At 71.1% G+C, this 21,492-nt stretch carries 20 protein-coding genes; 14 read left to right on the top strand and 6 right to left on the bottom strand.

Annotation, left to right across the window (positions count from 1 at the left end; all coding sequences use genetic code 11):
* Positions 1-14: 14 nt before the first annotated feature.
* From xseA to C1703_RS25600, 3 genes are all read left to right on the top strand, one after another.
* Complete coding sequence (xseA, locus tag C1703_RS25610; RefSeq protein WP_114255054.1) at positions 15-1,223, top strand: exodeoxyribonuclease VII large subunit; 1,209 nt, start codon at positions 15-17, stop codon at positions 1,221-1,223.
* A 9-nt stretch (positions 1,224-1,232) separates the two neighbouring features.
* Entirely contained in the window at positions 1,233-1,478 is a 246-nt protein-coding gene (locus tag C1703_RS25605) for an exodeoxyribonuclease VII small subunit (RefSeq protein ID WP_114255053.1), read from the top strand.
* A gap of 122 nt (positions 1,479-1,600) precedes the next feature.
* Entirely contained in the window at positions 1,601-2,191 is a 591-nt protein-coding gene (locus C1703_RS25600; protein WP_114255052.1) for a malonic semialdehyde reductase, read from the top strand.
* Between the two features lie 61 nt (positions 2,192-2,252).
* Here the strand turns inward: C1703_RS25600 and C1703_RS25595 are convergent, their stop codons facing one another.
* Positions 2,253-2,777 carry a DUF4245 domain-containing protein gene (locus C1703_RS25595; RefSeq protein ID WP_114255051.1) on the bottom strand — a complete coding sequence of 175 codons (525 nt, stop codon included), beginning with the start codon at positions 2,775-2,777 and terminating at the stop codon, positions 2,253-2,255.
* A gap of 128 nt (positions 2,778-2,905) precedes the next feature.
* On the opposite strand from C1703_RS25595, the gene glpX reads away from it, so the two are divergent.
* A complete protein-coding gene (gene glpX, locus C1703_RS25590; RefSeq protein ID WP_031119677.1) occupies positions 2,906-3,940 on the top strand; it encodes a class II fructose-bisphosphatase in 1,035 nt (344 codons plus the stop codon).
* A 61-nt stretch (positions 3,941-4,001) separates the two neighbouring features.
* On the opposite strand, the gene C1703_RS25585 is transcribed toward glpX, so the two are convergent.
* Together C1703_RS25585 and C1703_RS25580 are read right to left on the bottom strand one after the other, a co-directional pair.
* Entirely contained in the window at positions 4,002-4,379 is a 378-nt protein-coding gene (locus C1703_RS25585; RefSeq protein ID WP_031119678.1) for a WhiB family transcriptional regulator, read from the bottom strand.
* Positions 4,380-4,493: 114 nt separating this feature from the next.
* Positions 4,494-5,213, bottom strand: a complete 720-nt coding sequence (locus tag C1703_RS25580; protein ID WP_114255050.1) for a DUF1707 domain-containing protein — start codon at positions 5,211-5,213, stop codon at positions 4,494-4,496.
* 180 nt (positions 5,214-5,393) lie between these two features.
* Here C1703_RS25580 and C1703_RS25575 point away from each other — a divergent pair, with 180 nt between their 5' ends.
* From C1703_RS25575 to C1703_RS25560, 4 genes are all read left to right on the top strand, one after another.
* Entirely contained in the window at positions 5,394-7,064 is a 1,671-nt protein-coding gene (locus C1703_RS25575; protein WP_114255049.1) for a fumarate hydratase, read from the top strand.
* 78 nt (positions 7,065-7,142) lie between these two features.
* Positions 7,143-8,546: a class II fumarate hydratase gene (locus C1703_RS25570; RefSeq protein WP_114255048.1), complete on the top strand. Its 1,404-nt coding sequence runs from the start codon at positions 7,143-7,145 to the stop codon at positions 8,544-8,546.
* 83 nt (positions 8,547-8,629) lie between these two features.
* Complete coding sequence (locus C1703_RS25565; protein WP_114255047.1) at positions 8,630-9,322, top strand: DUF402 domain-containing protein; 693 nt, start codon at positions 8,630-8,632, stop codon at positions 9,320-9,322.
* A 322-nt stretch (positions 9,323-9,644) separates the two neighbouring features.
* Complete coding sequence (locus C1703_RS25560; RefSeq protein ID WP_114255046.1) at positions 9,645-11,789, top strand: SpoIIE family protein phosphatase; 2,145 nt, start codon at positions 9,645-9,647, stop codon at positions 11,787-11,789.
* Positions 11,790-11,936: 147 nt separating this feature from the next.
* Here C1703_RS25560 and C1703_RS25555 read toward each other — a convergent pair whose 3' ends face one another.
* Positions 11,937-12,329, bottom strand: coding sequence for a hypothetical protein (locus C1703_RS25555; RefSeq protein WP_114255045.1), 393 nt, complete (start codon positions 12,327-12,329; stop codon positions 11,937-11,939).
* 122 nt (positions 12,330-12,451) lie between these two features.
* Positions 12,452-14,737 (bottom strand): transglycosylase domain-containing protein, encoded by a 2,286-nt coding sequence (locus tag C1703_RS25550; protein WP_114257588.1) that lies wholly within the window; start codon positions 14,735-14,737, stop codon positions 12,452-12,454.
* A 262-nt stretch (positions 14,738-14,999) separates the two neighbouring features.
* On the opposite strand from C1703_RS25550, the gene C1703_RS25545 reads away from it, so the two are divergent.
* From C1703_RS25545 to C1703_RS25525, 5 genes are all read left to right on the top strand, one after another.
* Entirely contained in the window at positions 15,000-15,935 is a 936-nt protein-coding gene (locus C1703_RS25545) for an SPFH domain-containing protein (protein WP_114255044.1), read from the top strand.
* A complete protein-coding gene (locus C1703_RS25540; RefSeq protein WP_114255043.1) occupies positions 15,932-16,177 on the top strand; it encodes a hypothetical protein in 246 nt (81 codons plus the stop codon). The genes C1703_RS25545 and C1703_RS25540 overlap by 4 nt, the downstream gene beginning before the upstream one ends.
* A 111-nt stretch (positions 16,178-16,288) precedes the next feature.
* Positions 16,289-16,813 carry a PadR family transcriptional regulator gene (locus tag C1703_RS25535; protein WP_114255042.1) on the top strand — a complete coding sequence of 175 codons (525 nt, stop codon included), beginning with the start codon at positions 16,289-16,291 and terminating at the stop codon, positions 16,811-16,813.
* Positions 16,810-17,499: an ABC transporter ATP-binding protein gene (locus tag C1703_RS25530; protein WP_031119688.1), complete on the top strand. Its 690-nt coding sequence runs from the start codon at positions 16,810-16,812 to the stop codon at positions 17,497-17,499. The genes C1703_RS25535 and C1703_RS25530 overlap by 4 nt, the downstream gene beginning before the upstream one ends.
* Positions 17,496-19,829 (top strand): FtsX-like permease family protein, encoded by a 2,334-nt coding sequence (locus C1703_RS25525; RefSeq protein WP_114255041.1) that lies wholly within the window; start codon positions 17,496-17,498, stop codon positions 19,827-19,829. Before C1703_RS25530 ends, C1703_RS25525 begins: the two co-directional genes overlap by 4 nt.
* 22 nt (positions 19,830-19,851) lie before the next feature.
* Here C1703_RS25525 and C1703_RS25520 read toward each other — a convergent pair whose 3' ends face one another.
* A complete protein-coding gene (locus C1703_RS25520) occupies positions 19,852-20,802 on the bottom strand; it encodes a LysR substrate-binding domain-containing protein (RefSeq protein WP_114255040.1) in 951 nt (316 codons plus the stop codon).
* A 133-nt stretch (positions 20,803-20,935) separates the two neighbouring features.
* On the opposite strand from C1703_RS25520, the gene C1703_RS25515 reads away from it, so the two are divergent.
* Positions 20,936-21,490 carry a peroxiredoxin gene (locus tag C1703_RS25515; RefSeq protein WP_114255039.1) on the top strand — a complete coding sequence of 185 codons (555 nt, stop codon included), beginning with the start codon at positions 20,936-20,938 and terminating at the stop codon, positions 21,488-21,490.
* Positions 21,491-21,492 lie beyond the last annotated feature (2 nt).

Genomic DNA, 21,492 nt, shown 5'->3' with positions numbered 1-21,492 from the left:
CTACGCTCGCGGGCATGGCTGTGAACACGACTCCGGAGTCCCCGCTGCCCGTCGGTGAGGTGTCGCGGCTCATCGGGGGGTGGATCGACCGGCTCGGGGCGGTGTGGGTCGAGGGGCAGATCACTCAGTTGTCGCGGCGGCCGGGCGCCGGTGTGGTGTTCCTGACGCTGCGGGACCCCTCGTACGACATCTCCGTCAGCGTGACCTGCTACCGGCAGGTGTTCGACGCCGTCGCGGACGTGGTCAGCGAGGGTGCCCGGGTCGTCGTCCTGGCGAAGCCCGAGTGGTACGCCCCGCGGGGGCAGCTGTCGCTGCGGGCCACCGAGATAAGGCCCGTGGGCGTCGGGGAGCTGCTCGCGCGGCTGGAGCAGCTGAAGAAGGCCCTGGCGCGGGAGGGCCTGTTCGCGCCGGAGCGCAAGAAGCCGCTGCCGTTCCTGCCGCAGCTGATCGGGCTGGTCTGCGGACGGGCCTCGGCCGCCGAGCGGGACGTGCTGGAGAACGCCCGGCACCGCTGGCCCGCCGTCCGCTTCGAGGTGCGCAACGTCGCCGTGCAGGGCGTGCACGCCGTACCGCAGGTCGTGCAGGCCGTGAAGGAGCTCGACGCGATCGACGACGTGGACGTGATCATCGTCGCGCGCGGCGGCGGCAGCGTGGAGGACCTGCTGCCGTTCTCCGACGAGCAGCTGGTCCGGACGGTCGCGCAGTGCCGTACGCCCGTGGTCTCGGCCATCGGCCACGAGCCCGACAACCCGCTCCTGGATCACGTGGCGGACCTGCGCGCCTCCACCCCGACCGACGCCGCCAAGAAGGTCGTACCGGACGTCGGCGAGGAGTACGAGCGGGTGCGGCTGCTGCGGGACCGGGCGCGGCGGTGCGTGGCGGCGCTGCTGGACCGGGAGGAGCGCGGCCTGGCGCACGCGCTCGCGCGGCCGTCGATACAGGACCCGCACCGGATGATCGACGAGCGCGCCGACCACGTGGCGGACCTGCTCGACCGCGGCCGGCGCTGCCTGCGGCACCAGCTGGACCGCGCCGACTCCGAGCTGACGCACACGCACGCGCGCGTGGTGGCCCTCTCCCCCGCCGCGACCCTGAAGCGCGGGTACGCCGTGCTGCAGAAGGCGGACGGGCACGCGGTCCGCGACCCCGGCGAGGTGGCGGCCGGCGAGACCCTGCGCGCGCGGGTCTCCGAGGGTGAGTTCTCCGTACGAGTGGACACATAGGGTGGGTGGATGACCAGCGAGGTGGAACAGGCGCCGGGCACGGACGAGGCGCTCGGGTACGAGCAGGCGCGGGACGAGCTGATCGAGGTCGTCCGCCGTCTGGAGGCGGGCGGTACGACGCTGGAGGAGTCCCTCGCGCTCTGGGAGCGGGGCGAGGAGCTGGCCAAGGTGTGCCGGCGCTGGCTGGACGGGGCCCGGGCGCGGCTGGACGCGGCGCTGGCGGAGGAGGCCGCGGAGGACGAGGACGCCGAGTAGTCCCGGTGGTGCGGTGCGAGGGTGACCTATGACACCCCACTCTTAGTTGAACGTTGAACTTCATTCGCGTACGGTCGAAGACGTCAGCCGATCTCCCGGACCAGACGCGAGAAAGTGCATCCATGTCCCTCGTCCTTGACCCCGCAGCCCAGGACCTCCTGTTCCGCGAGGCCCGCACCGCCAACACCTTCACCGACGAGCCGGTGACCGACGAGCAGGTGCAGGCGATCTACGACCTGGTCAAGTACGGCCCGACCGCCTTCAACCAGACCCCGCTGCGCATCACCCTGGTCCGCTCCCCCGAGGCCCGCGAGCGCCTCGTCGGGCACATGGCCGAGGGCAACCGCGCCAAGACCGCGAGCGCCCCGCTGGTCGCGATCCTCTCCGCGGACAACGAGTTCCACGAGGAGCTGCCGCACCTGTTCCCGGCCTTCCCGCAGGCCAAGGACGCCTTCTTCGCCGAGCGCCCCGCGCGCGAGAGCGCCGCCGCGCTGAACGCCGCCCTGCAGGCCGCGTACTTCATCGTCGGCGTCCGCGCCGCCGGTCTGGCCGCCGGCCCGATGACCGGCTTCGACTTCGAGGGCGTGCGCAAGGAGTTCCTGGACGACGACCACACCCCGCTGATGGTCGTCAACATCGGCCGCCCGGGCCCGGACGCCTGGTACCCGCGCTCCCCGCGCCTGGAGTTCGACCAGGTCGTCACCACCGTCTGACCGACGTACACGAGAAAGGCCCCCGGTACAGCCGGGGGCCTTTCTCATGCGCGCTGCGGTCTCACTTCGTCTCCAGCGCCTCCGCCATCTTCGTCAGCTGCGCGAACGACGCGGTGCCCGTGACGACCGTGGTCGAGCCCTTGGTGCCCTCCAGGACCAGCGCGTCGTACCGGCCGCCCTCCCAGCGGGTCCACGTCCGGCCGTCGATCTCCTCGGTCTTCCCGGTCTCCCGCGCGCCCTGCGTGGCCTCGTCGAGGAAGACGGGGCGCCGCTGAGTGGACTGCTCGACCGCCACGTACTCCCCTTCGGGGTCGTGGAAGCCGAGGTGCCAGGTGTCGAACTCGTCGGCCTGGTAACGGACGGAGGTGGCCTTCCAGGTGTCGGGCAGCCCCTGGGGCGCGGCGACGGGGTACGGGGCGGCGCGGCGTGCCGTGAGCAGCTCGACCCGGTAGTCGACGCGCTTGAGGTCGGGCGGACTGTCGTCGTGCGGGATGAAGAGGTATATGACGCCCGCCACGAGGACGATGACCCCCATCGAGAGGATCATGTCCCGAGCCGTCTTCTGCTTGCCGTTCGTGCCTGCCACGCCCCCTATCGTCGCAGGTCTCGGCGGCGCTCATCCGTGGGGGCCCCTGCTCATTTTGCGGGCTCGGCGATAGAGTCGGGCGAACAACACCCTCATCCGGCCGTCGTCGTACAGAAAGGTGCGCTCCGATGACCGAGCATCATCACTTGCCGTCCGAACTGGATGTGCCCTCCGAGGCTCCCGACCGCAACCTCGCCCTGGAACTGGTCCGGGTCACCGAGGCGGCGGCGATGGCCGCGGGCCGCTGGGTCGGACGCGGTGACAAGAACGGCGCCGACGGTGCCGCGGTGCGTGCCATGCGGACCCTCGTCTCCACCGTCTCGATGAACGGCGTCGTCGTCATCGGCGAGGGCGAGAAGGACGAGGCCCCGATGCTGTTCAACGGGGAGCGCGTGGGCGACGGCACCGGGCCCGAGTGCGACATCGCCGTCGACCCGATCGACGGCACCACGCTGACCGCCAAGGGCATGACCAACGCGATCGCGGTGCTGGCCGCCGCCGAGCGCGGGTCGATGTTCGACCCGTCCGCCGTCTTCTACATGGACAAGCTGGTCACCGGGCCGGAGGCGGCCGACTTCGTCGACATCAACGCGCCGGTGTCGGTGAACATCCGCCGGGTCGCGAAGGCCAAGCGGTCCGCGCCCGAGGACGTCACGGTGGTGATCCTGGACCGGCCGCGGCACGAGGGCATCATCAAGGAGATCCGGGACACCGGTGCGCGCATCAAGCTGATCTCCGACGGCGATGTGGCCGGCTCGATCCTGGCGCTGCGGGAGGGCACCGGGGTCGATCTGCTGCTCGGCATCGGCGGCACGCCCGAGGGCATCATCTCGGCCTGCGCCGTGAAGTGCCTGGGCGGCACGATCCAGGGCAAGCTGTGGCCGAAGGACGACGAGGAGCGGCAGCGGGCGATCGACGCGGGGCACGACCTCGACCGGGTGCTGACGACGGAGGACCTGGTCACCGGCGAGAACGTGTTCTTCGTGGCGACCGGCATCACCGACGGTGAGCTGCTGCGGGGCGTGCGCTACCGGGCGGAGACGGCGACGACCGACTCGATCGTGATGCGCTCGCGGTCGGGCACGGTGCGCAGGATCGATTCGGAGCACCGGCTGTCCAAGCTGCGGGCGTACAGCGCGATCGACTTCGACAAGGGCAAGTAGCCGGTGGCACGAAGGGCGTCCCCGGTGCGGTGGGGACGCCCTTTCGTCGTGCTGTCGACCGTCAGCCGGCGGCCGCTATGCGGTTCGCCGAGCGAGCCGTCTTCTTCAGCTCCAGGTCGCGGCGGCGCCGCCGGGCCAGGACCACGCGGCGCTCGGCGGCGGTGAGGCCGCCCCAGACGCCGTAGGGCTCGGGCTGGAGCAGGGCGTGCTCGCGGCATTCGACCATGACCGGACAGCGGGCGCAGACCCGTTTCGCCGCCTCCTCCCGGGAGAGCCGGGCGGCCGTGGGCTCCTTGGAGGGGGCGAAGAACAGCCCGGCCTCGTCACGCCGGCACACCGCCTCGGTGTGCCACGGGGCGTCCTGATCCCTGTCTCGCGCTGGCACCCGCGGGGCCGGAACGGCAGCGACCTGCAGGGACGAATGCGGCGGTTGCAGCACGGTCTACTCCTGACGACGGCTTCGCGAGCGAGAGACGATGCAGCAAGGCCTACCCGCTGTGCGCGCGCCTATGCACTGAGTTCCGAACCGCCGGTTTCGGGGGATTCGCGACTGTCAATGCCCCAGGTGTTTGCGCAAACTCTTGTCGGCCTTGCGCTGCACCCGGTCCAGGATGTCCGCGACGACCTTGCCGCGCCGGGGCCGCGCCTCGACGCTGCCCATGACGGCCCACCCGTCGACGTAGACGACCGGGGCCTCCGGTTCGCCCGAGTCGAGGGTGTCGACCTCGAAGCTGCCGAGCACGCCGCCGCCGATGCCGCGCAGCGACACGTTCTCCGGGACGCGGATGTCGACGCTGCCGAATATCGCGAAGGACTTGACGACGACCTGCTGGTGGTCGAAGAGGGCCTCGCTGAGGTCGATCTCGACGCTGCCGAAGATCGCGTAGGCGTGGATCCGGCGGCCCGCGCGCCAGCGGCCCTTGCGGACGGCGCCGCTGAAGATCGCGACGACGTTGTCGTCCGGCTCGATCGGGATGGCGCCGGCCGTGGGGCGGTGGGGGGCCGGGCTCGGGGCCGGGCCGGGGCCCCGGCGGTGGGCCGCGGGCAGGTCCCGTATGAAGACCTCCAGCTCACCGACCGTCTTGGCGCGCAGCACCCCCTCGACCCGCTCGGCGTGCTCGTCCACGGTGAGCCGGCCCTCGGCGAGGGCGTCGTGCAGGATGTCGGCGATCCGGTCGCGCTCGGCGTCGGAGGCGCGGAGCTCGGAGACGGCGGGCGCGGCCTGCGTGCGAGGGTCGGCCTGCGTGTGAGGGTCCTGCTTCTGAAGGTCCACGACAGCAGCGTACCGAAACACGATAGATCGCGACACCCCCCGGGGACGGACCCGCGTCCCGGCCGACTGTGACGAACTGAGCCTTACCTCACGAGCTCACGGCCACCGGCGGGGTTCTACTCTGGTGGGCGCTCGCCGATGGAGGCGGGCCGCCGTCCGCAGAGTGAGGAATGGGCTGAGATGCCTGAGTTCGCGTACACCGATCTGCTCCCCCAGGGAGAGGACACCACCCCGTACCGGCTGGTGACCTCCGAGGGTGTCTCCACGGTCGAGGGGCCGGACGGACGGACCTTCCTCCAGGTGGAGCCGGAGGCGCTGCGCAAGCTCGCCGAGGAGGCCATCCACGACATCCAGCACTACCTGCGCCCGGCCCACCTGGCGCAGCTGCGCCGGATCATCGACGACCCCGAGGCGTCGGGCAACGACAAGTTCGTGGCGCTGGACCTGCTGAAGAACGCGAACATCGCGGCGGCGGGCGTGCTGCCGATGTGCCAGGACACGGGCACGGCGATCGTGATGGGCAAGCGCGGGCAGAACGTGCTCACGCGCGGCCGTGACGAGGAGGCCCTGAGCCGCGGCATCTACGACGCGTACCAGAACCTGAACCTGCGCTACTCGCAGATGGCTCCGCTCACCATGTGGGAGGAGAAGAACACCGGCTCCAACCTCCCGGCGCAGATCGAGCTGTACGCGACCGACGGCGGCGCCTACAAGTTCCTCTTCATGGCGAAGGGCGGCGGCTCGGCCAACAAGTCGTTCCTGTACCAGGAGACGAAGGCCGTCCTGAACGAGTCCTCCATGATGAAGTTCCTGGAGGAGAAGATCCGTTCGCTCGGTACGGCCGCCTGTCCGCCGTACCACCTGGCGATCGTGGTCGGCGGTACGTCCGCCGAGTACGCGCTGAAGACCGCGAAGTACGCCTCCGCGCACTACCTGGACGAGATCCCGGCCGAGGGCTCCGAGCTGGGGCACGGCTTCCGGGACAAGGAGCTGGAGCAGAAGGTCTTCGAGCTGACGCAGAAGATCGGCATCGGCGCGCAGTTCGGCGGCAAGTACTTCTGCCACGACGTGCGCGTGGTCCGCCTGCCCCGGCACGGCGCCTCCTGCCCGGTCGCCATCGCGGTGTCCTGCTCCGCCGACCGCCAGGCCGTCGCGAAGATCACCGCCGAGGGCGTCTTCCTGGAGCAGCTGGAGACGGACCCGGCGCGGTTCCTGCCGGAGACGACGGACGAGCAGCTCGACGCCGACGGTGACGTCGTCAGGATCGACCTGAACCAGCCGATGGACGCCATCCTGGCCGAGCTGACCAAGTACCCGGTGAAGACCCGGCTCTCCCTGACCGGCCCGCTGGTCGTGGCCCGCGACATCGCGCACGCCAAGATCAAGGAGCGGCTGGACGCGGGCGAGGAGATGCCGCAGTACCTGAAGGACCACCCGGTGTACTACGCGGGTCCGGCGAAGACCCCCGAGGGCTACGCGTCGGGCTCCTTCGGCCCGACCACGGCCGGCCGCATGGACTCCTACGTCGAGCAGTTCCAGGCGGCGGGCGGCTCCAAGGTGATGCTGGCCAAGGGCAACCGCAGCAAGCAGGTCACCGACGCGTGCCACGCCCACGGCGGCTTCTACCTCGGCTCCATCGGCGGCCCGGCCGCGCGCCTCGCCCAGGACTGCATCAAGAAGGTCGAGGTCGTCGAGTACGAGGAGCTCGGCATGGAGGCCGTCTGGAAGATCGAGGTCGAGGACTTCCCGGCGTTCATCGTCGTGGACGACAAGGGCAACGACTTCTTCCAGGACCCGGCGCCGCAGCCGACGTTCACGTCCATTCCGGTACGCGGTCCCGGACTCGCCTGAGAAAGGCCGGTGACGAATCGCCTCCACGGGGAACAGTGGTCGCGGCGCTGGCGCTGTGACACGTGGAGGTGATCGTCGATGACCGACGAGCAGGACAGGACCGAGTACCGCACCGAGCACGACTCCATGGGCGAGGTCCGAGTGCCCGCCCACGCCAAGTGGCGGGCCCAGACCCAGCGGGCCGTGGAGAACTTCCCCGTCTCCGGGCAGCGCATCGAGCGGGCACACATCGAGGCGCTGGCCCGGATCAAGGGCGCGGCGGCCAAGGTCAACGCCGAGCTGGGGGTCCTGGACAAGGACGTCGCCCAGGCTATCCAGGACGCGGCCGGGGAGGTCGCCGAGGGCAGGTGGGACGAGCACTTCCCCGTCGACGTGTTCCAGACCGGGTCCGGTACCTCGTCCAACATGAACACCAACGAGGTCATCGCCACCCTGGCGACCGAGCGGCTCGGGCGTCCCGTGCACCCGAACGACGACGTCAACGCCTCCCAGTCGTCCAACGACGTCTTCCCGTCCTCCATCCACATCGCCGCCACCGCCGCGGTGACGCGCGACCTGGTCCCGGCGCTGGAGCACCTCGCCGCCTCCCTGGAGCGCAAGGCCGAGGAGTTCGCGGACGTCGTGAAGTCGGGGCGGACGCACCTGATGGACGCCACGCCCGTGACGCTGGGCCAGGAGTTCGGCGGGTACGCCGCCCAGATGCGGCACGGGGTCGAGCGGCTCCAGGCGTCCCTGCCCCGGCTCGCCGAACTCCCCCTCGGCGGTACGGCCGTCGGCACCGGCATCAACACCCCGCCCGGCTTCTCCGCCGCCGTCATCGAGGAGGTCGCCCGCACCACCGGGCTGCCCCTCACCGAGGCGCGGGACCACTTCGAGGCGCAGGGCGCCCGGGACGGCATCGTCGAGACCAGCGGGCAGCTGCGGACCATCGCCGTCGGCCTGACGAAGATCGCCAACGACCTGCGGTGGATGTCCTCCGGGCCGCGCACGGGCCTCGCCGAGATCACCCTGCCCGACCTCCAGCCCGGCTCCTCGATCATGCCGGGCAAGGTGAACCCGGTCATTCCCGAGGCCGTGCTCATGGTGTGCGCGCAGGTCGTCGGCAACGACGCCACCGTCGCCACCGCGGGCGCCGCCGGGAACTTCGAGCTCAACGTGATGCTGCCGGTCATCGCGAAGAACGTGCTGGAGTCGATCCGGCTGCTCTCCAACGTGACGCGGCTGCTCGCCGACCGCACCGTCGACGGCATCACCGCGAACCGCGAGCGCGCACGGGAGTACGCCGAGTCCTCCCCCTCCGTCGTGACGCCGCTCAACAAGTACATCGGATACGAGGAGGCCGCGAAGGTCGCCAAGAAGGCCATGGCCGAGGAGAAGACGATCCGTCAGGTCGTCCTCGACAGCGGGTACGTGGAGCGCGGGGACCTGACCCGGGAGCAGCTCGACGAGGCGCTGGATGTCCTGCGGATGACGCACCCGTGACGTTTCGCGGCGCACGTACGCCCGGCGCGTGAACCGTGACACGCGCCGCAGCGTCGTATGCCTATGGCACCTAATATCTGTGCATGGCAGACGGTGGAGCGGTGAGACGCGTGGAAACGGGTGGTGCGGCGGGCTTCTGGGCACCCGGGAGCCGGATCCTGTGGCGGTACCGGGAGAACGGCGGCACGCACATCCACATCGCGCGCCCCGTCACCGTCGTACGGGACGACGCGGAGCTGCTCGCCGTGTGGCTGGCGCCCGGCACCGAGTGCGTGAAGCCCGTGCTCGCCGACGGCACCCCCGTGCACCTGGAGCCGCTTCCGACGCGCTACACCAAGCCGCGGGCCGTGCAGCGCGACCGGTGGTTCGGCACGGGCGTGCTGAAGCTCGCCCGGCCCGGCGAGCCCTGGTCGGTGTGGCTGTTCTGGGAGCCGGGCTGGCTGTTCAAGAACTGGTACGTGAACCTGGAGGAGCCGCTGTCCCGTTGGGCGGGCGGCGTCGACTCGGAGGACCATTTCCTGGACATCTCGGTCCATCCGGACCGCAGTTGGCACTGGCGCGACGAGGACGAGTTCGCCCAGGCCCGGAGGGACGGGCTGATGGACGACCAACAGGCCGAAAAGGTACGGACGGCGGGGCGGGCCGCGGTGGAGGTGATCCGCGCCTGGGGGCCGCCGTTCTCGGACGGCTGGCAGGACTGGCGCCCGGATCCGTCCTGGGGGGTACCGTCACTGCCGGAGGACTGGGATCGTACGCCCGCGCATCTGTCCTCATGAGACCCTTGCTGCGCCCCCGGGCAAGAAACGTAGGATCGTCCTCCGCAAGGGCGCGCGGCGGCAACTACCGGAGCACGCGCTGAGCTTGACCGATCGTCACCGAGGGGCGGCAGGACGTGAGCGAGGGGTACGAGGGCAACACCGGCAGGGCCTGCGCCACAGGCTCCAGGGGCCGTCAGACGGCCTCTGCGGGCCACAGACGGTCCGCCGGTGGCACAGGAACAACCTCTGACCACGCGGGAATTCCGTTCCTGGGGCACGTATTCCGGGTATCGGAGTTTCGGCGGGACCAACTGCGCGCGCGGCGCGCAGCCCCGGACGGATGGATTCGACACGCGTGACGGAGCAGCCGACCTCCTTCGAGCGCCCCCAGCCGGGCGTCGACCCCGCGGACCCCCGCGGGGCGCTCGTGCATACCTCGACACCGGCGCGTGCGCCCGGCGCGGGCGCCTTACCGGCACAGAGCCGCTCCGGCGGCGAAGTCACCGCCCCGGTCACGACGGCGCACCTCACGCCGGGCACGTCGGAGCCGGGCACCTCCACGCCGTTCGGCAAGGGCAAGGACACCGTGAGCGACCCCGCCTCCGAGCACTCCCAGCCGGGTGCCGAGCAGACCGCCGAGCGCGACACCCCTCGGCCGCGCCCCGCCCCCGAGCACATTCCGCTGCAGCCGGCCGACGAACAGGACCGGCAGGCGCCCAGCGCCGACGGGCAGGAGCGCCGCTCCGGCCAGAGCCTGCCGCCGGGCCGGCCCACGCCCATGCGGCGGGACGGCGACCGGCTCAGGTTCGTCGGGGCCGCCACCCGGCGGATCGCCCGCGGCATCGACCTCGACGAGATCGTGATGGGGCTGTGCCGGGCGACCGTGCCCACCTTCTCCGACGCGATCCTGGTCTATCTGCGCGACCCGCTGCCCGTCGGCGACGAGCGGCCCACCGGCCCGCTCGTGCTGCGGCTGCGCCGCACCGACCGGATACCGGCGGAGCGCGACACCGAGAACGGCTTCCTGCCGGCCGCGCAGCCCGAGCCGAACGAACTGGACACGGTCGGCGCCGAGCTGTGCGAGGTCCGGCCCGGCAGCGCGCTCGCCGAGGTCCTGCGGGGCGTGCGCCCGGTGTTCACCGACGCTCCCGCCGCCCGCGCCGCACTGCCGGAACTGCTCGGCGAGGGCGGCGAATTCGGCGTACCGGACGGACAGCGCGCGATCCTCGCGCCGCTGCGCGGCCGGCGCCGGGTGATCGGTGCCGCGCTGTTCCTGCGCCGTCCCGAGCGCATCGCCTTCGAGCCGGACGACCTGCTGGTGGCCGCGCAACTGGCCACGCACAGCGCCCTCGGCATCGACAAGGCCGTGCTGTACGGCCGCGAGGCCTACATCGCGGACGAGCTGCAGCGCACCATGCTGCCCGAGACGCTGCCCCGCCCCACGGGCGTACGGCTCGCCTCGCGGTACCTGCCGGCCGCGGAGACCGCCCGGGTCGGCGGTGACTGGTACGACGCGATCCCGCTGCCGGGCAGCCGCGTCGCCCTGGTTGTCGGTGACGTGATGGGCCACTCCATGACGTCGGCCGCCATCATGGGCCAGCTGCGCACGACGGCGCAGACGCTCGCCGGGCTCGACCTGCCGCCGCAGGAGGTCCTGCACCACCTCGACGAACAGGCCCAGCGCCTCGGCGTGGACCGCATGGCGACCTGCCTGTACGCCGTCTACGACCCGGTATCGCACCGCATCACCATCGCCAACGCCGGTCATCCGCCGCCCGTCCTGCTCCACCTGGGCGGCCGCGCCGAGGTGCTGCGCGTGCCGGCCGGTGCGCCCATCGGGGTCGGCGGCGTCGACTTCGAGGCGGTCGAGCTGGACGCGCCCGCCGGGGCGACCCTGCTGCTGTACACCGACGGCCTGGTCGAGTCGCGCCTCAGGGACGTGTGGACCGGCATCGAGCAGCTGCGGGAGAAGCTCGCCGCGACCGCGCAGCTCACCGGGCCGGACCATCCGCCGCCCCTGGAGGCGCTGTGCGACGAGGTGCTCGACATGCTCGGCCCGGGCGACCGGGACGACGACATCGCGCTGCTCGCCGCCCGCTTCGACGGGATCGCGCCCAGCGATGTGGCGTACTGGTTCCTGGAGCCGGAGGACGCCGCTCCCGGCCGGGCCCGCCGGCTGGCCCGGCGCGCGCTCCAGCGCTGGGGCCTGGAGGAGCTGAGCGACTCCGTGGAGCTGCTGGTCAGCGAGGTCGTGACGAACGCCGTGCGGTACGCGTCCCGGCCGGTCACGCTGCGGCTGCTGCGCACGGACGTGCTGCGCTGCGAAGTCGGGGACGACGTCCCGCAGTTGCCGCGGCTGCGGCAGGCCCGGGCGACCGACGAGGGCGGACGCGGGCTGTACCTGGTGAACCGGCTGGCCCGGCGCTGGGGCGCGACCCGGCTCAGCACGGGCAAGGTGGTGTGGTTCGAGCTCAACCGCAGCTGACCGCCACGGACACGTGACGGTCGTCCGGCACAGCGCAGGACCGCCCCCCGGCAGCCTCGTCGGGGGGCGGTCCTGCTGTCGCTGGCGGGCCGGGCTCACCGGGTCGAGGTCATTGACGACGGCTGGGCCGGCCAGTGAACGCGTTTCTCAACGCAGGGACCCTTTCCGGCTGATGAAGGGGATCTTCCCGCTCCGTACGGCCAGCCCCACAGCGAGGAGGAGACAGAGGGCGGCGGCGGCGAACAGCGCCACCACGGTGGGCGCGATCCAGGCGGGCACGAGGTTGATGACGCCGTGGTCCGTACGACGGACCTGGCGGGCGGGGAGAAGGGAGACGGCCTGGCCGGGTCCCCCGAACACCGAGATCACGCCGTACATGTTGATCAGCCAGGCGAGGCTCGCGAGGAGCAGTGCCGCTTCCGCCAGGGCTCCGTGGGCGGCGTCGGCCAGCAGCAGCCGCTCGGTCCACCTCAGCATGATGGCCTTGGCGATCAGAACGCCGACGGCCAGGACGGTGGTGACCAGTACGACGACCAGCATGATGCCTCTCCTTGTCACCCACCTCGACCAAGCCCGCGCATACGACGGCTCTCCGTTCCGCCATCGGCGTGGTGAACCAGCGCGAGGGCGCCCGGCGGCATGCCGGGCGCCCTCGCGCGTCGCTACTGGTCGCCGCCGAATCCCGGCGGCTCCAGGCTGGAGCCGTCCGTCGGCCTGAGCGTCGGCTCGACCGTGGGCGGCTTCGTGGTCGGCGTCTGGGACGGAGCCTGTGTGGTCGGAGTCTGGGACGGCGGCTGCGTCGTCGGCGTCTCGGACGGTTTCTGGGTCGTCGGTGTCGCCGACGGCTCCCGCGTCGTCGGCGTCTGGGACGGAGTCGGCGTCCAGGTCGGCTGGACGGCCGCTCCCTGGTCGGTCTCCAGGTCGAACTCGGCGTCCGAGGACGTCACGGCGAACATGTACGCGGCCCAGATCTGCGCCGGGAAACCACCGCCGTTGACCCGGGGCTCGCCGCCCGCCTTGTACATCGGGACCTGTGCGTGCGGCGGCTTGTCGTCCTCGCCGAACAGTCCGACCGACGTGACCAGGTCGGGCGTGTAGCCGGTGAACCAGGCCGACTTGTTGTCGTCGGACGTGCCCGTCTTGCCCGCGACCTGCTGCCCGTCCCGCTCGGCGTTGCCCTGCACGGACTTCTTGGCCGTACCGTCGTCGACCACGCCGGTCAGCACCGACGTGACCGTGTCGGCGGCCTCGCGGCTGATGACCTGCTCACCGACCGGGTCGGGGAAGGTGACCGTCCGGGTGTTGTGCTCGACCGACTTGACGAGCGCCGGGGTGACCTTCTTCCCGTGGTTGTCGAGGGTCGCGTAGACACCGGCCATCTGCAGCGGGCTCGCGCCCATGGTGCCCAGGGTCTGCGCGGGCACGGCCTCCATGTTCTCGGTGTCCATGCCGAGCTTGCCGGCGACCTTCACGACCTCCGGCATGCCGACGTCGACGCCCATCTGCGCGAAGACGGAGTTGATGGAGTCGTTCATCGCCCGCTGGACGGTGACCTTCCCGTAGCTCCGGTCGTCCTCGTTCTCCGGGGCGAACCCGACCTTGGTGCCGTTGTCGACGACCGGCCGCTTGCTCGTGCCGTCGTAGACCGTGTTCGCCCTGATCGGCCTGCCGTCCTGGGTCTTGGCGTCCTCCTCCAGGGCGGCGGCCAGGATGACCGGCTTGAAGGTGGAGGCGGGCTGGTAGTCCGTGCGGGTCGCGTTGTTGAGGTAGTGCTTCAGATAGTCCCTGCCGCCGTACATCGCGACGACCGCGCCCGTCTTCGGGTTCACGGAGGCGGCGCCGGCCTGGACGTCCGCGTCCACCTTCCGCGTCTTCGGGTCCAGCTTGCTGTCCAGCTGCTTCTTGACGGCCTTCTCCAGGGCCGCCTGCTTCTTCTTGTCGATGTTCAGGGTGAGGGTCCAGCCCCCCTGTTCCACCATCGCCTGGGCCGTCTTCAGGTCCTCGGCGGTGCCCTGGGCGACCAGCTGCCTCTCCAACGCGGCGTCGGCCGACTTCACCAGGTAGCCGGTCTGGCCCTCCAGGCTGGGGTCGTTCTTGGGCGGCTCGGGCACCGGGAACTTCATGGCGGCGCGCTTGGCCTTGCTCAGCCAGCCCTCCTCGACCATGTTGTCCAGGACGTAGTTCCAGCGGGCCTTCACCAGCCTCTTCCCCGTCGGGGAGGCGACCGCCCAGTCGTACTCGCTCGGGGCCTGGAGCAGCGCGGCGAGGTAGGCGCCCTGCTCGACGTCGAGGTCCTGGGCGTCGACGCCGTAGTAGGCCTGGGCGGCGGCCTGGATGCCGTAGGTGCCACGGCCGTAGTAGCTGGTGTTGATGTAGCCGGCCAGGATGTAGTCCTTGGACTTCTCGCGGTCCAGCTTCAGCGAGATGACCAGTTCCTTCAGCTTGCGCGAGACGGTCTGTTCCTGCGTGAGGTAGTAGTTCTTGACGTACTGCTGGGTGATGGTGGAACCGCCCTGGGCGCCCTTGCCGGTGACCGTGTTCAGCAGGCCGCGGGCGGTGCCCTTCAGGTCGACACCGGCGTCCTTGTAGAAGGTCTTGTTCTCGGCGGCGACGAAGGTCTTCTGGACGGGCTTGGGGATCTTGGCCAGGTCCACGATCTCGCGGTTGCGGTCACCCGTGCGGGCCAGGAGCGTGCCGTCGCTGTACTTGTAGACGTTGCTCTGCCACTTGGCGTCGGCGTTCCCCTCGGGGATGCCGATCATCATGTACAGCACGACGAAGGCGCCCATGCCCAGCAGGCACAGGCCGAGGAAGGTGCCGAGGATCTTCTTCCAGGTGAAGAGCCTGCGTATGCCGCTCTTCCCAGTCGCGGCCGACGAACGGCGGCGCTTGGGTGCCGCCCGGCGCCCACCGCGCTGTCGGGCGCGTCTCTCTTCCGCTCGTCCCATGGGTCCGATCCGCTCCGCTTCGTTCATGTGTGCTCATGTGTCACACAGGTTCGCCGCCTCAGGTCAGCTCAGAAAGCTAACACCGGGAGATATGAGATAGGCCTGCCGATCCGGCCCTTTGCGGACGTGACAATCAGCACCCACCCCAACGGAACCGACGTACGAGACACCCGCAGGGTTGCCAGAACGCAGAAAAGTGATATCACTTAGATAGGTGGAAGCTATGCAGGCGTGGCTTCCCGCGAGGAACGGGGGATCACCCATGTCCACACACCGACCGCAGGTCACCGCCGACGTGCCCGAGATGCCGGCGCCCCGGGTCCGGGAGTTCGCCGCGCACAGCATCGGCGGCGGGCTCGCCCTGCTGCTCGGCCTGCTCGGACTGCTGGCCGGCGCCGGGCTGATCGCGGCCGCCACGTCGGTGGAGGGCGGCGGGGCGAAGGCCGGTCTGATCATCGGCGGCGTCCTGGTCGCGCTCGCGGCGTTCCTGGCCATGTGCGGGCTGAACATGGTGGCGCCCGGCGAGGCCCGGGTCGTCCAGCTCTTCGGCCGGTACCGCGGCACGATCCGGCAGGACGGCCTGCGCTGGGTGAACCCGCTCACCTCGCGCACGAAGATCTCGACCCGTGTCCGCAACCACGAGACAGCCGTCCTGAAGGTCAACGACGCCTACGGCAACCCGATCGAGCTGGCCGCGGTCGTGGTGTGGCGCGTCGAGGACACCGCCCAGGCGACCTTCGAGGTGGACGACTACGTCGAGTTCGTCTCCACGCAGACCGAGGCGGCCGTGCGGCACATCGCCATCGAGTACCCCTACGACGCCCACGAGGAGGACGGCCTCTCGCTGCGCGGCAACGCCGAGGAGATCACCGAGAAGCTCGCCGTCGAACTGCACGCGCGCGTGGAGGCGGCCGGCGTGCAGATCATCGAGTCCCGCTTCACGCACCTCGCCTACGCCCCCGAGATCGCCTCGGCGATGCTCCAGCGGCAGCAGGCCGGGGCGGTCGTCGCGGCCCGGCGGCAGATCGTCGACGGGGCGGTGGGCATGGTCGAGGCCGCGATCGCCCGGATCACCGAGCGGGACATCGTGGAGCTGGACTCCGAGCGGAAGGCGACGATGGTCTCCAACCTGATGGTGGTCCTGTGCGGCGACCGCGCCGCCCAGCCGGTCCTCAACACCGGGTCCCTGTACCAGTGACGGTGCCTCCCGAGGGCCCGGGTTCGCAGCGCCGGCCGCAGCAGCAGCGCAAGCAGGTGCTGCTGCGGCTGGACCCGGCGGTGTACGAGGCGCTGGCGCGGTGGGCCGGGGACGAACTGCGCTCGGCCAACGCGCAGATCGAGTTCCTGCTGCGGAAGGCGCTGGCCGAGGCCGGGCGGCTGCCGAGGGAGACGGGGCCGCTGCCCCGGCGGGGACGCCCACCCCGGGACCCGGAGCAATAGCCTGTTGCGGAACCGTGACAACCGCCCCCGACCTGCGCACCCGCACCGACCGCCAGGAACTGCGCACTCGGCGTATACATCTCGCGTATACACCCCGTGTACAGTCCTGGCATGTCCATCGGTCACACTCTCCTGGGGCTCCTGGAGTCCGGCCCGCGCCACGGTTACGACCTGAAGCGGGCCTTCGACGAGAAGTTCGGTCACGACCGGCCGCTGCACTACGGCCAGGTCTACTCGACGATGTCCCGGCTGCTGAAGAACGGGCTCGTCGAAGTCGACGGCATCGAGCCGGGCGGCGGGCCCGAGCGCAAGCGGTACGCCATCACCGAGGCCGGCATCACCGACGTCGAGCGTTGGCTCGCCACACCCGAGAAGCCGGAGCCGTACCTCCAGTCGACCCTCTACACCAAGGTCGTCCTCGCGCTGCTCACCCACCGGGACGCCGCCGACATCCTCGACAACCAGCGCTCCGAGCACCTGCGCAGCATGCGGATCCTGACCGACCGCAAGCGCAAGGGCGACCTGGCCGACCAGCTCATCTGCGACCACGCCCTGTTCCACCTGGAGGCGGACCTGCGCTGGCTGGAACTGACCGCGGCCCGGCTGGACAAGCTCCGTGCGGCGGTGACCCGGTGACCGCTCCCGCCGGTTCGCTCCTCGTCGCCCGGGACCTGCGCAAGGCGTACGGGCCGACCACCGCGCTCGACGGTGCCGAGTTCTCCATCCACCCGGGTGAGGTCGTCGCCGTGATGGGCCCCTCCGGGTCGGGCAAGTCGACGCTGCTGCACTGCCTCGCCGGGATCGTCACGCCCGACTCGGGCTCGATCACGTACGACGGGCGGGAGGTGACCGCGATGAGCGATGCCGAGCGCAGTGCGCTGCGCCGCTCCGCGTTCGGGTTCGTCTTCCAGTTCGGGCAGCTCGTGCCGGAACTGACCTGCGTGGAGAACGTCGCGCTGCCACTCCGCCTGAGCGGATCCTCCCGCAAGGAGGCCGAGCGGACCGCGCTGGCGTGGATGGAGCGGCTGGAGGTGGACGACCTGCGCAAGAAGCGGCCCGGGGAGGTGTCCGGCGGCCAGGGGCAGCGGGTCGCCGTCGCCCGCTCGCTGGTGACGAACCCGCGCGTGGTGTTCGCCGACGAGCCGACCGGCGCGCTCGACTCGTTCAACGGCGAGCGCGTGATGGAACTCCTCACGGACGCCGCCCGGTCCGCGAACACGGCCGTGGTGCTCGTCACGCACGAGGCACGGGTGGCCGCCTACTCCGACCGCGAGATCGTCGTCCGGGACGGCAGGTCCCGGGACATGGAGCGCGTCGTATGAGTGCCGGGCAGTGGGGCCGGGATCTGGCCATGGGCGCCCGGTTCGCCTTCGCGGGCGGGCGCGAGGGGTGGATCCGGGCGCTGCTCACGGCCGTCGGCGTCGGACTCGGCGTGGCGCTGCTGCTGCTCACCACCGCCATCCCGAACGCGCTGGCGGAACGGGACCGGCGGGAGGAGGCGCGCAGCGACCACACCTTCAGCCAGCAGGAGATACCGAAGGCCGACAACACCCTGATCGTGCTGGACACGGACACCACGTTCCGCGACCGGGACGTGCGGGGGCGCATGGTGGAGCCGGAGGGCCCGCGCGCTCCGCTGCCGCCGGGGCTCGCGGAGTTCCCGGCCAAGGGCGAGATGGCCGTCTCCCCCGCGCTGAAGGAGCTGCTCGCCTCCGACGACGGGAAGCTGCTGCGCGAGCGGCTGCCCTACCGGATCACGGGCACCATCGGAGAGCAGGGGCTCATCGGCTCCCAGGAGCTCGCCTACTTCACGGGCGGACAGGGGCTCGCCGACCGGCTCGGTTCGGCCAGCGGGGCGCGGATCGACCGCTTCGGCAACTCGGACCTGGCACCGTCCGACCCCTGGGACCCGGTCCTGCTCCTGCTGGTCCTGGTCGTCTTCGTGGTGCTGCTGATGCCGGTCGCCGTGTTCATCGCCGCGGCCGTGCGGTTCGGCGGCGAGCGGCGCGACCGCAGGCTCGCGGCGCTGCGGCTGGTCGGCTCCGACAGCCGGATGACCCGGCGCATCGCCGCCGGCGAGGCCCTCGCCGGGTCCGTGCTGGGTCTCGTCCTCGGTACCGGGTTCTTCCTGCTCGGACGTCAGCTGGCGGCCTCCTTCGAGGTGTCCCGCGTCAGCGTCTTCCCGAGCTACCTGAACCCCTCGCCCCTGCTGGCCGCCCTGGTCGCGCTGGCGGTGCCGACGGCCGCCGTGCTGGTGACGCTGCTCGCCCTGCGCGGGGTGGTCATCGAGCCGCTCGGCGTGGTGCGCACGGCCAGGCCGACGCGGCGCCGGCTGTGGTGGCGGCTGGTGCTGCCGCTGGGCGGCCTCGCGCTGCTGTTCCCGATGGTCGGCCAGGGCGGTGACGAGGGGACCTTCAACCAGTACCTCGTCGTCGGCGGTGTCATGCTCCTGCTCGTCGGGGTCACGGCCTTGCTGCCGTGGGTGGTGGAGACGGTCGTCGCCCGCCTCGGATCGGGCGGGGTCGCCTGGCAACTCGCCGTGCGCAGGCTGCAGTTGAGCAGCGGCGCGGCGGCCCGCATGGTCAACGGCATCGCGGTCGCGGTGGCCGGGGCGATCGCGCTGCAGATGCTGTTCGCCGGGGTGGAGGGCACCTACACCGCGGCGTCGCGCTACGACGTCTCCCGCGCCCAGATGCAGGTGCACGTGCCGGACGACCTCGAACTCGCCTCCACCGCCCAGAAGTTCCGCGACACCAAGGGCGTCCGCAAGGTCACCGCCATGGGCGAGACCTACCTCACCGACGGGCGCAGCGACACGGATGCCATCATCCAGGTCACCGTCGGCGACTGCGCCACCCTGCGCGAGGTGGCCACGCTGCCCTCCTGCCGCGACGGCGACGTCTTCGCCGTGCACGGAGGGGAGTACGACACCGACACGGCCGGGCTCGCCCAGCCGGGCAAGAAGCTGTGGTTCGACGGCGTGAACGACGGCCGGCCCGGGGAGCGCTTCTCCTGGACCGTGCCGCGGGACATCCGGCCGGCCGAGTCCCGCGAGGACCCGACCGGCACCAAGCGCGGCGGCATCCTGGTGACGCCGGGCTCCCCGTTCACGACGCTCGCGCGGTTCGCCGAGAAGGAGCTCTACCTCAGCCTCTCCCCCGGCGAGCCGGACGCGTACGAGTACGTGCGCAACACGGCGGCGGCCATCGACCCCATGGCCGACCCCATGGTCTGGCACGCCGTCGAGCGCAACGACCGCTACGCCACCATCCGCACCGGCCTGTCCGTCGGCGCCGCGTGCGTGCTGGCGCTGATCGGGGCGAGCCTGCTGGTCTCGCAGCTGGAGCAGTTGCGCGAGCGCCGCAAGCTGCTGTCGGCCCTGGTCGCCTTCGGCATCCGGCGCCGCACCCTCGGCCTGTCGGTGCTGTGGCAGACGGCCATCCCGATCGGGCTCGGCCTGCTGCTCGCCGCGGCGGTGGGCACGGCCCTGGGCGCGGTCCTGCTGCGGATGGTCAACACGTCCGTCCGGGTGGACTGGCCGAGCGTACTGTCCATGACGGGCATCGGCGCGGGCGTCGTCCTGGTGGTGACGCTGCTGAGCCTGCCACCGCTGCTGAAGATGATGCGGCCGGACGGGCTGCGCACGGAGTGAGGCCCCTTGAGGGGGCAGGGCCTCAGGCGTCCTGGCCCAGGACCCGTACGGGCAGGGGCCGCAGGGCCTCCCGCAGCGCCGCCGCCAGTTCCTCGTACTCGGCGCCGCGCGCGGCCCCCGCCCGCATCGCCAGCGCGATACGGCGGGTGGGGGCCGGGTCGGCGAAGTACCCGGTGAGGAGCTGGTTGCTGCGGGAGGTCTCGACCTTGACGGCGGTGCGCGGCAGCAGCGTGACGCCGAGGCCGCCGGCCACCAGCTGCACCAGCGTGGACAGTCCGGCGGCCGTCGTGGTGACCGGCACGTCGTCGCGACCGGCCTCCCGGCAGATGTCGAGGGCCTGGTCGCGCAGGCAGTGCCCCTCGTCCAGCAGCAGCAGGTTCAGCTCGCGCAGCGCCTCACGCGGGATGCCCTCGCGTCCGCCGAGCCAGTGGTCGAGCGGGGTGACGAGCACGAAGTCCTCGTCGAACAAGGGCAGTTCGGCGACGCCCGGCACGCCCAGCGGCACGGCGAGCAGCAGCAGGTCGAGCCGGCCGCCGGCGAGGCCGTCGAGCAGGTTGGCGGTCTGCTCCTCGTGCACCTGGAGGTCGAGGTGCGGATACCGATCGTGGACCAGCCGCAGGACGGTGGGCAGCAGGTAGGGCGCCACGGTCGGGATGACCCCCAGCCGCAGCGCCCCCGTGAACGGCGCGCGCACCGCCTCGGCCTCCTCCATCAGGGCGCCCACCTCCGCCAGCACCGCCTTGGCCCGTACGGCGATCCGCTCCCCCTCCGGTGAGAGCAGCACCTTGCGCGTCGTACGCTCCAGGAGCGTCACTCCGAGTGTCTCCTCCAGCGCCGCGACGGCGCCCGAGAGGGCGGGCTGGCTCATGCCGATCGCCCCGGCGGCGTCCCGGAAGTGCAGGTGCTCGGCGACGGCGGCGAAGGCGCGCAGCTGGGCGAGACTGGGCTGCCTGCGCTTATTACCGACAGTCACTGATAACTACCTCCGATCAACTCGACCGAGTGTAGCTATTTCCGTAATCAATCGAGCCTGTGCCAACATCAACACAGTCCAACCCATGGGAAATCCCCGCAATCCGGGGGTTTCTTCGCTGCAAGGAGTGTGTGTGCTCACCGTCGGTGACAAGTTCCCCGAGTTCGAACTGACCGCCTGCGTCTCGCTGGAGAAGGGCAAGGAGTTCGAGAAGATCAACCACAAGACCTACGAGGGTAAGTGGAAGGTGATCTTCGCCTGGCCCAAGGACTTCACCTTCGTGTGCCCGACCGAGATCGCCGCCTTCGGCAAGCTGAACGACGAGTTCGCCGACCGCGACGCCCAGGTCCTCGGCTTCTCCGGCGACTCCGAGTTCGTCCACCACGCCTGGCGCAAGGACCACGACGACCTGCGCGACCTGCCGTTCCCGATGATGGCCGACTCCAAGCACGAGCTGATGCGCGAGCTGGGCATCGAGGACGAGGACGGCTTCGCCAAGCGCGCGGTCTTCATCGTGGACCAGAACAACGAGATCCAGTTCTCGATGGTGACCGCGGGTTCGGTCGGCCGTAACCCGAAGGAGGTCCTGCGGGTCCTGGACGCCCTCCAGACGGACGAGCTGTGCCCTTGCAACTGGTCCAAGGGCGACGAGACCCTGGACCCGGTCGCGCTGCTCGCCGGAGAGTGATC

This window comes from Streptomyces sp. Go-475 (assembly GCF_003330845.1).
Lineage (GTDB): Bacteria > Actinomycetota > Actinomycetes > Streptomycetales > Streptomycetaceae > Streptomyces.
This window is presented reverse-complemented; position numbering and strand designations above follow the sequence as displayed.

Bases quoted from the DNA above. Each gene is read 5' to 3' on its own strand.
- C1703_RS25570 (WP_114255048.1), top strand. From the start codon at position 7,143: ATGACCGACGAGCAGGACAGGACCGAGTACCGCACCGAGCACGACTCC.
- xseA (WP_114255054.1), top strand. From the start codon at position 15: ATGGCTGTGAACACGACTCCGGAGTCCCCGCTGCCCGTCGGTGAGGTG.
- C1703_RS25605 (WP_114255053.1), top strand. From the start codon at position 1,233: ATGACCAGCGAGGTGGAACAGGCGCCGGGCACGGACGAGGCGCTCGGG.
- C1703_RS25525 (WP_114255041.1), top strand. From the start codon at position 17,496: ATGAGTGCCGGGCAGTGGGGCCGGGATCTGGCCATGGGCGCCCGGTTC.
- C1703_RS25555 (WP_114255045.1), bottom strand. From the start codon at position 12,329: ATGCTGGTCGTCGTACTGGTCACCACCGTCCTGGCCGTCGGCGTTCTG.
- C1703_RS25550 (WP_114257588.1), bottom strand. From the start codon at position 14,737: ATGGGACGAGCGGAAGAGAGACGCGCCCGACAGCGCGGTGGGCGCCGG.
- C1703_RS25545 (WP_114255044.1), top strand. From the start codon at position 15,000: ATGTCCACACACCGACCGCAGGTCACCGCCGACGTGCCCGAGATGCCG.
- C1703_RS25535 (WP_114255042.1), top strand. From the start codon at position 16,289: ATGTCCATCGGTCACACTCTCCTGGGGCTCCTGGAGTCCGGCCCGCGC.
- C1703_RS25560 (WP_114255046.1), top strand. From the start codon at position 9,645: ATGGATTCGACACGCGTGACGGAGCAGCCGACCTCCTTCGAGCGCCCC.
- C1703_RS25565 (WP_114255047.1), top strand. From the start codon at position 8,630: ATGGCAGACGGTGGAGCGGTGAGACGCGTGGAAACGGGTGGTGCGGCG.
- glpX (WP_031119677.1), top strand. From the start codon at position 2,906: ATGACCGAGCATCATCACTTGCCGTCCGAACTGGATGTGCCCTCCGAG.
- C1703_RS25600 (WP_114255052.1), top strand. From the start codon at position 1,601: ATGTCCCTCGTCCTTGACCCCGCAGCCCAGGACCTCCTGTTCCGCGAG.
- C1703_RS25575 (WP_114255049.1), top strand. From the start codon at position 5,394: ATGCCTGAGTTCGCGTACACCGATCTGCTCCCCCAGGGAGAGGACACC.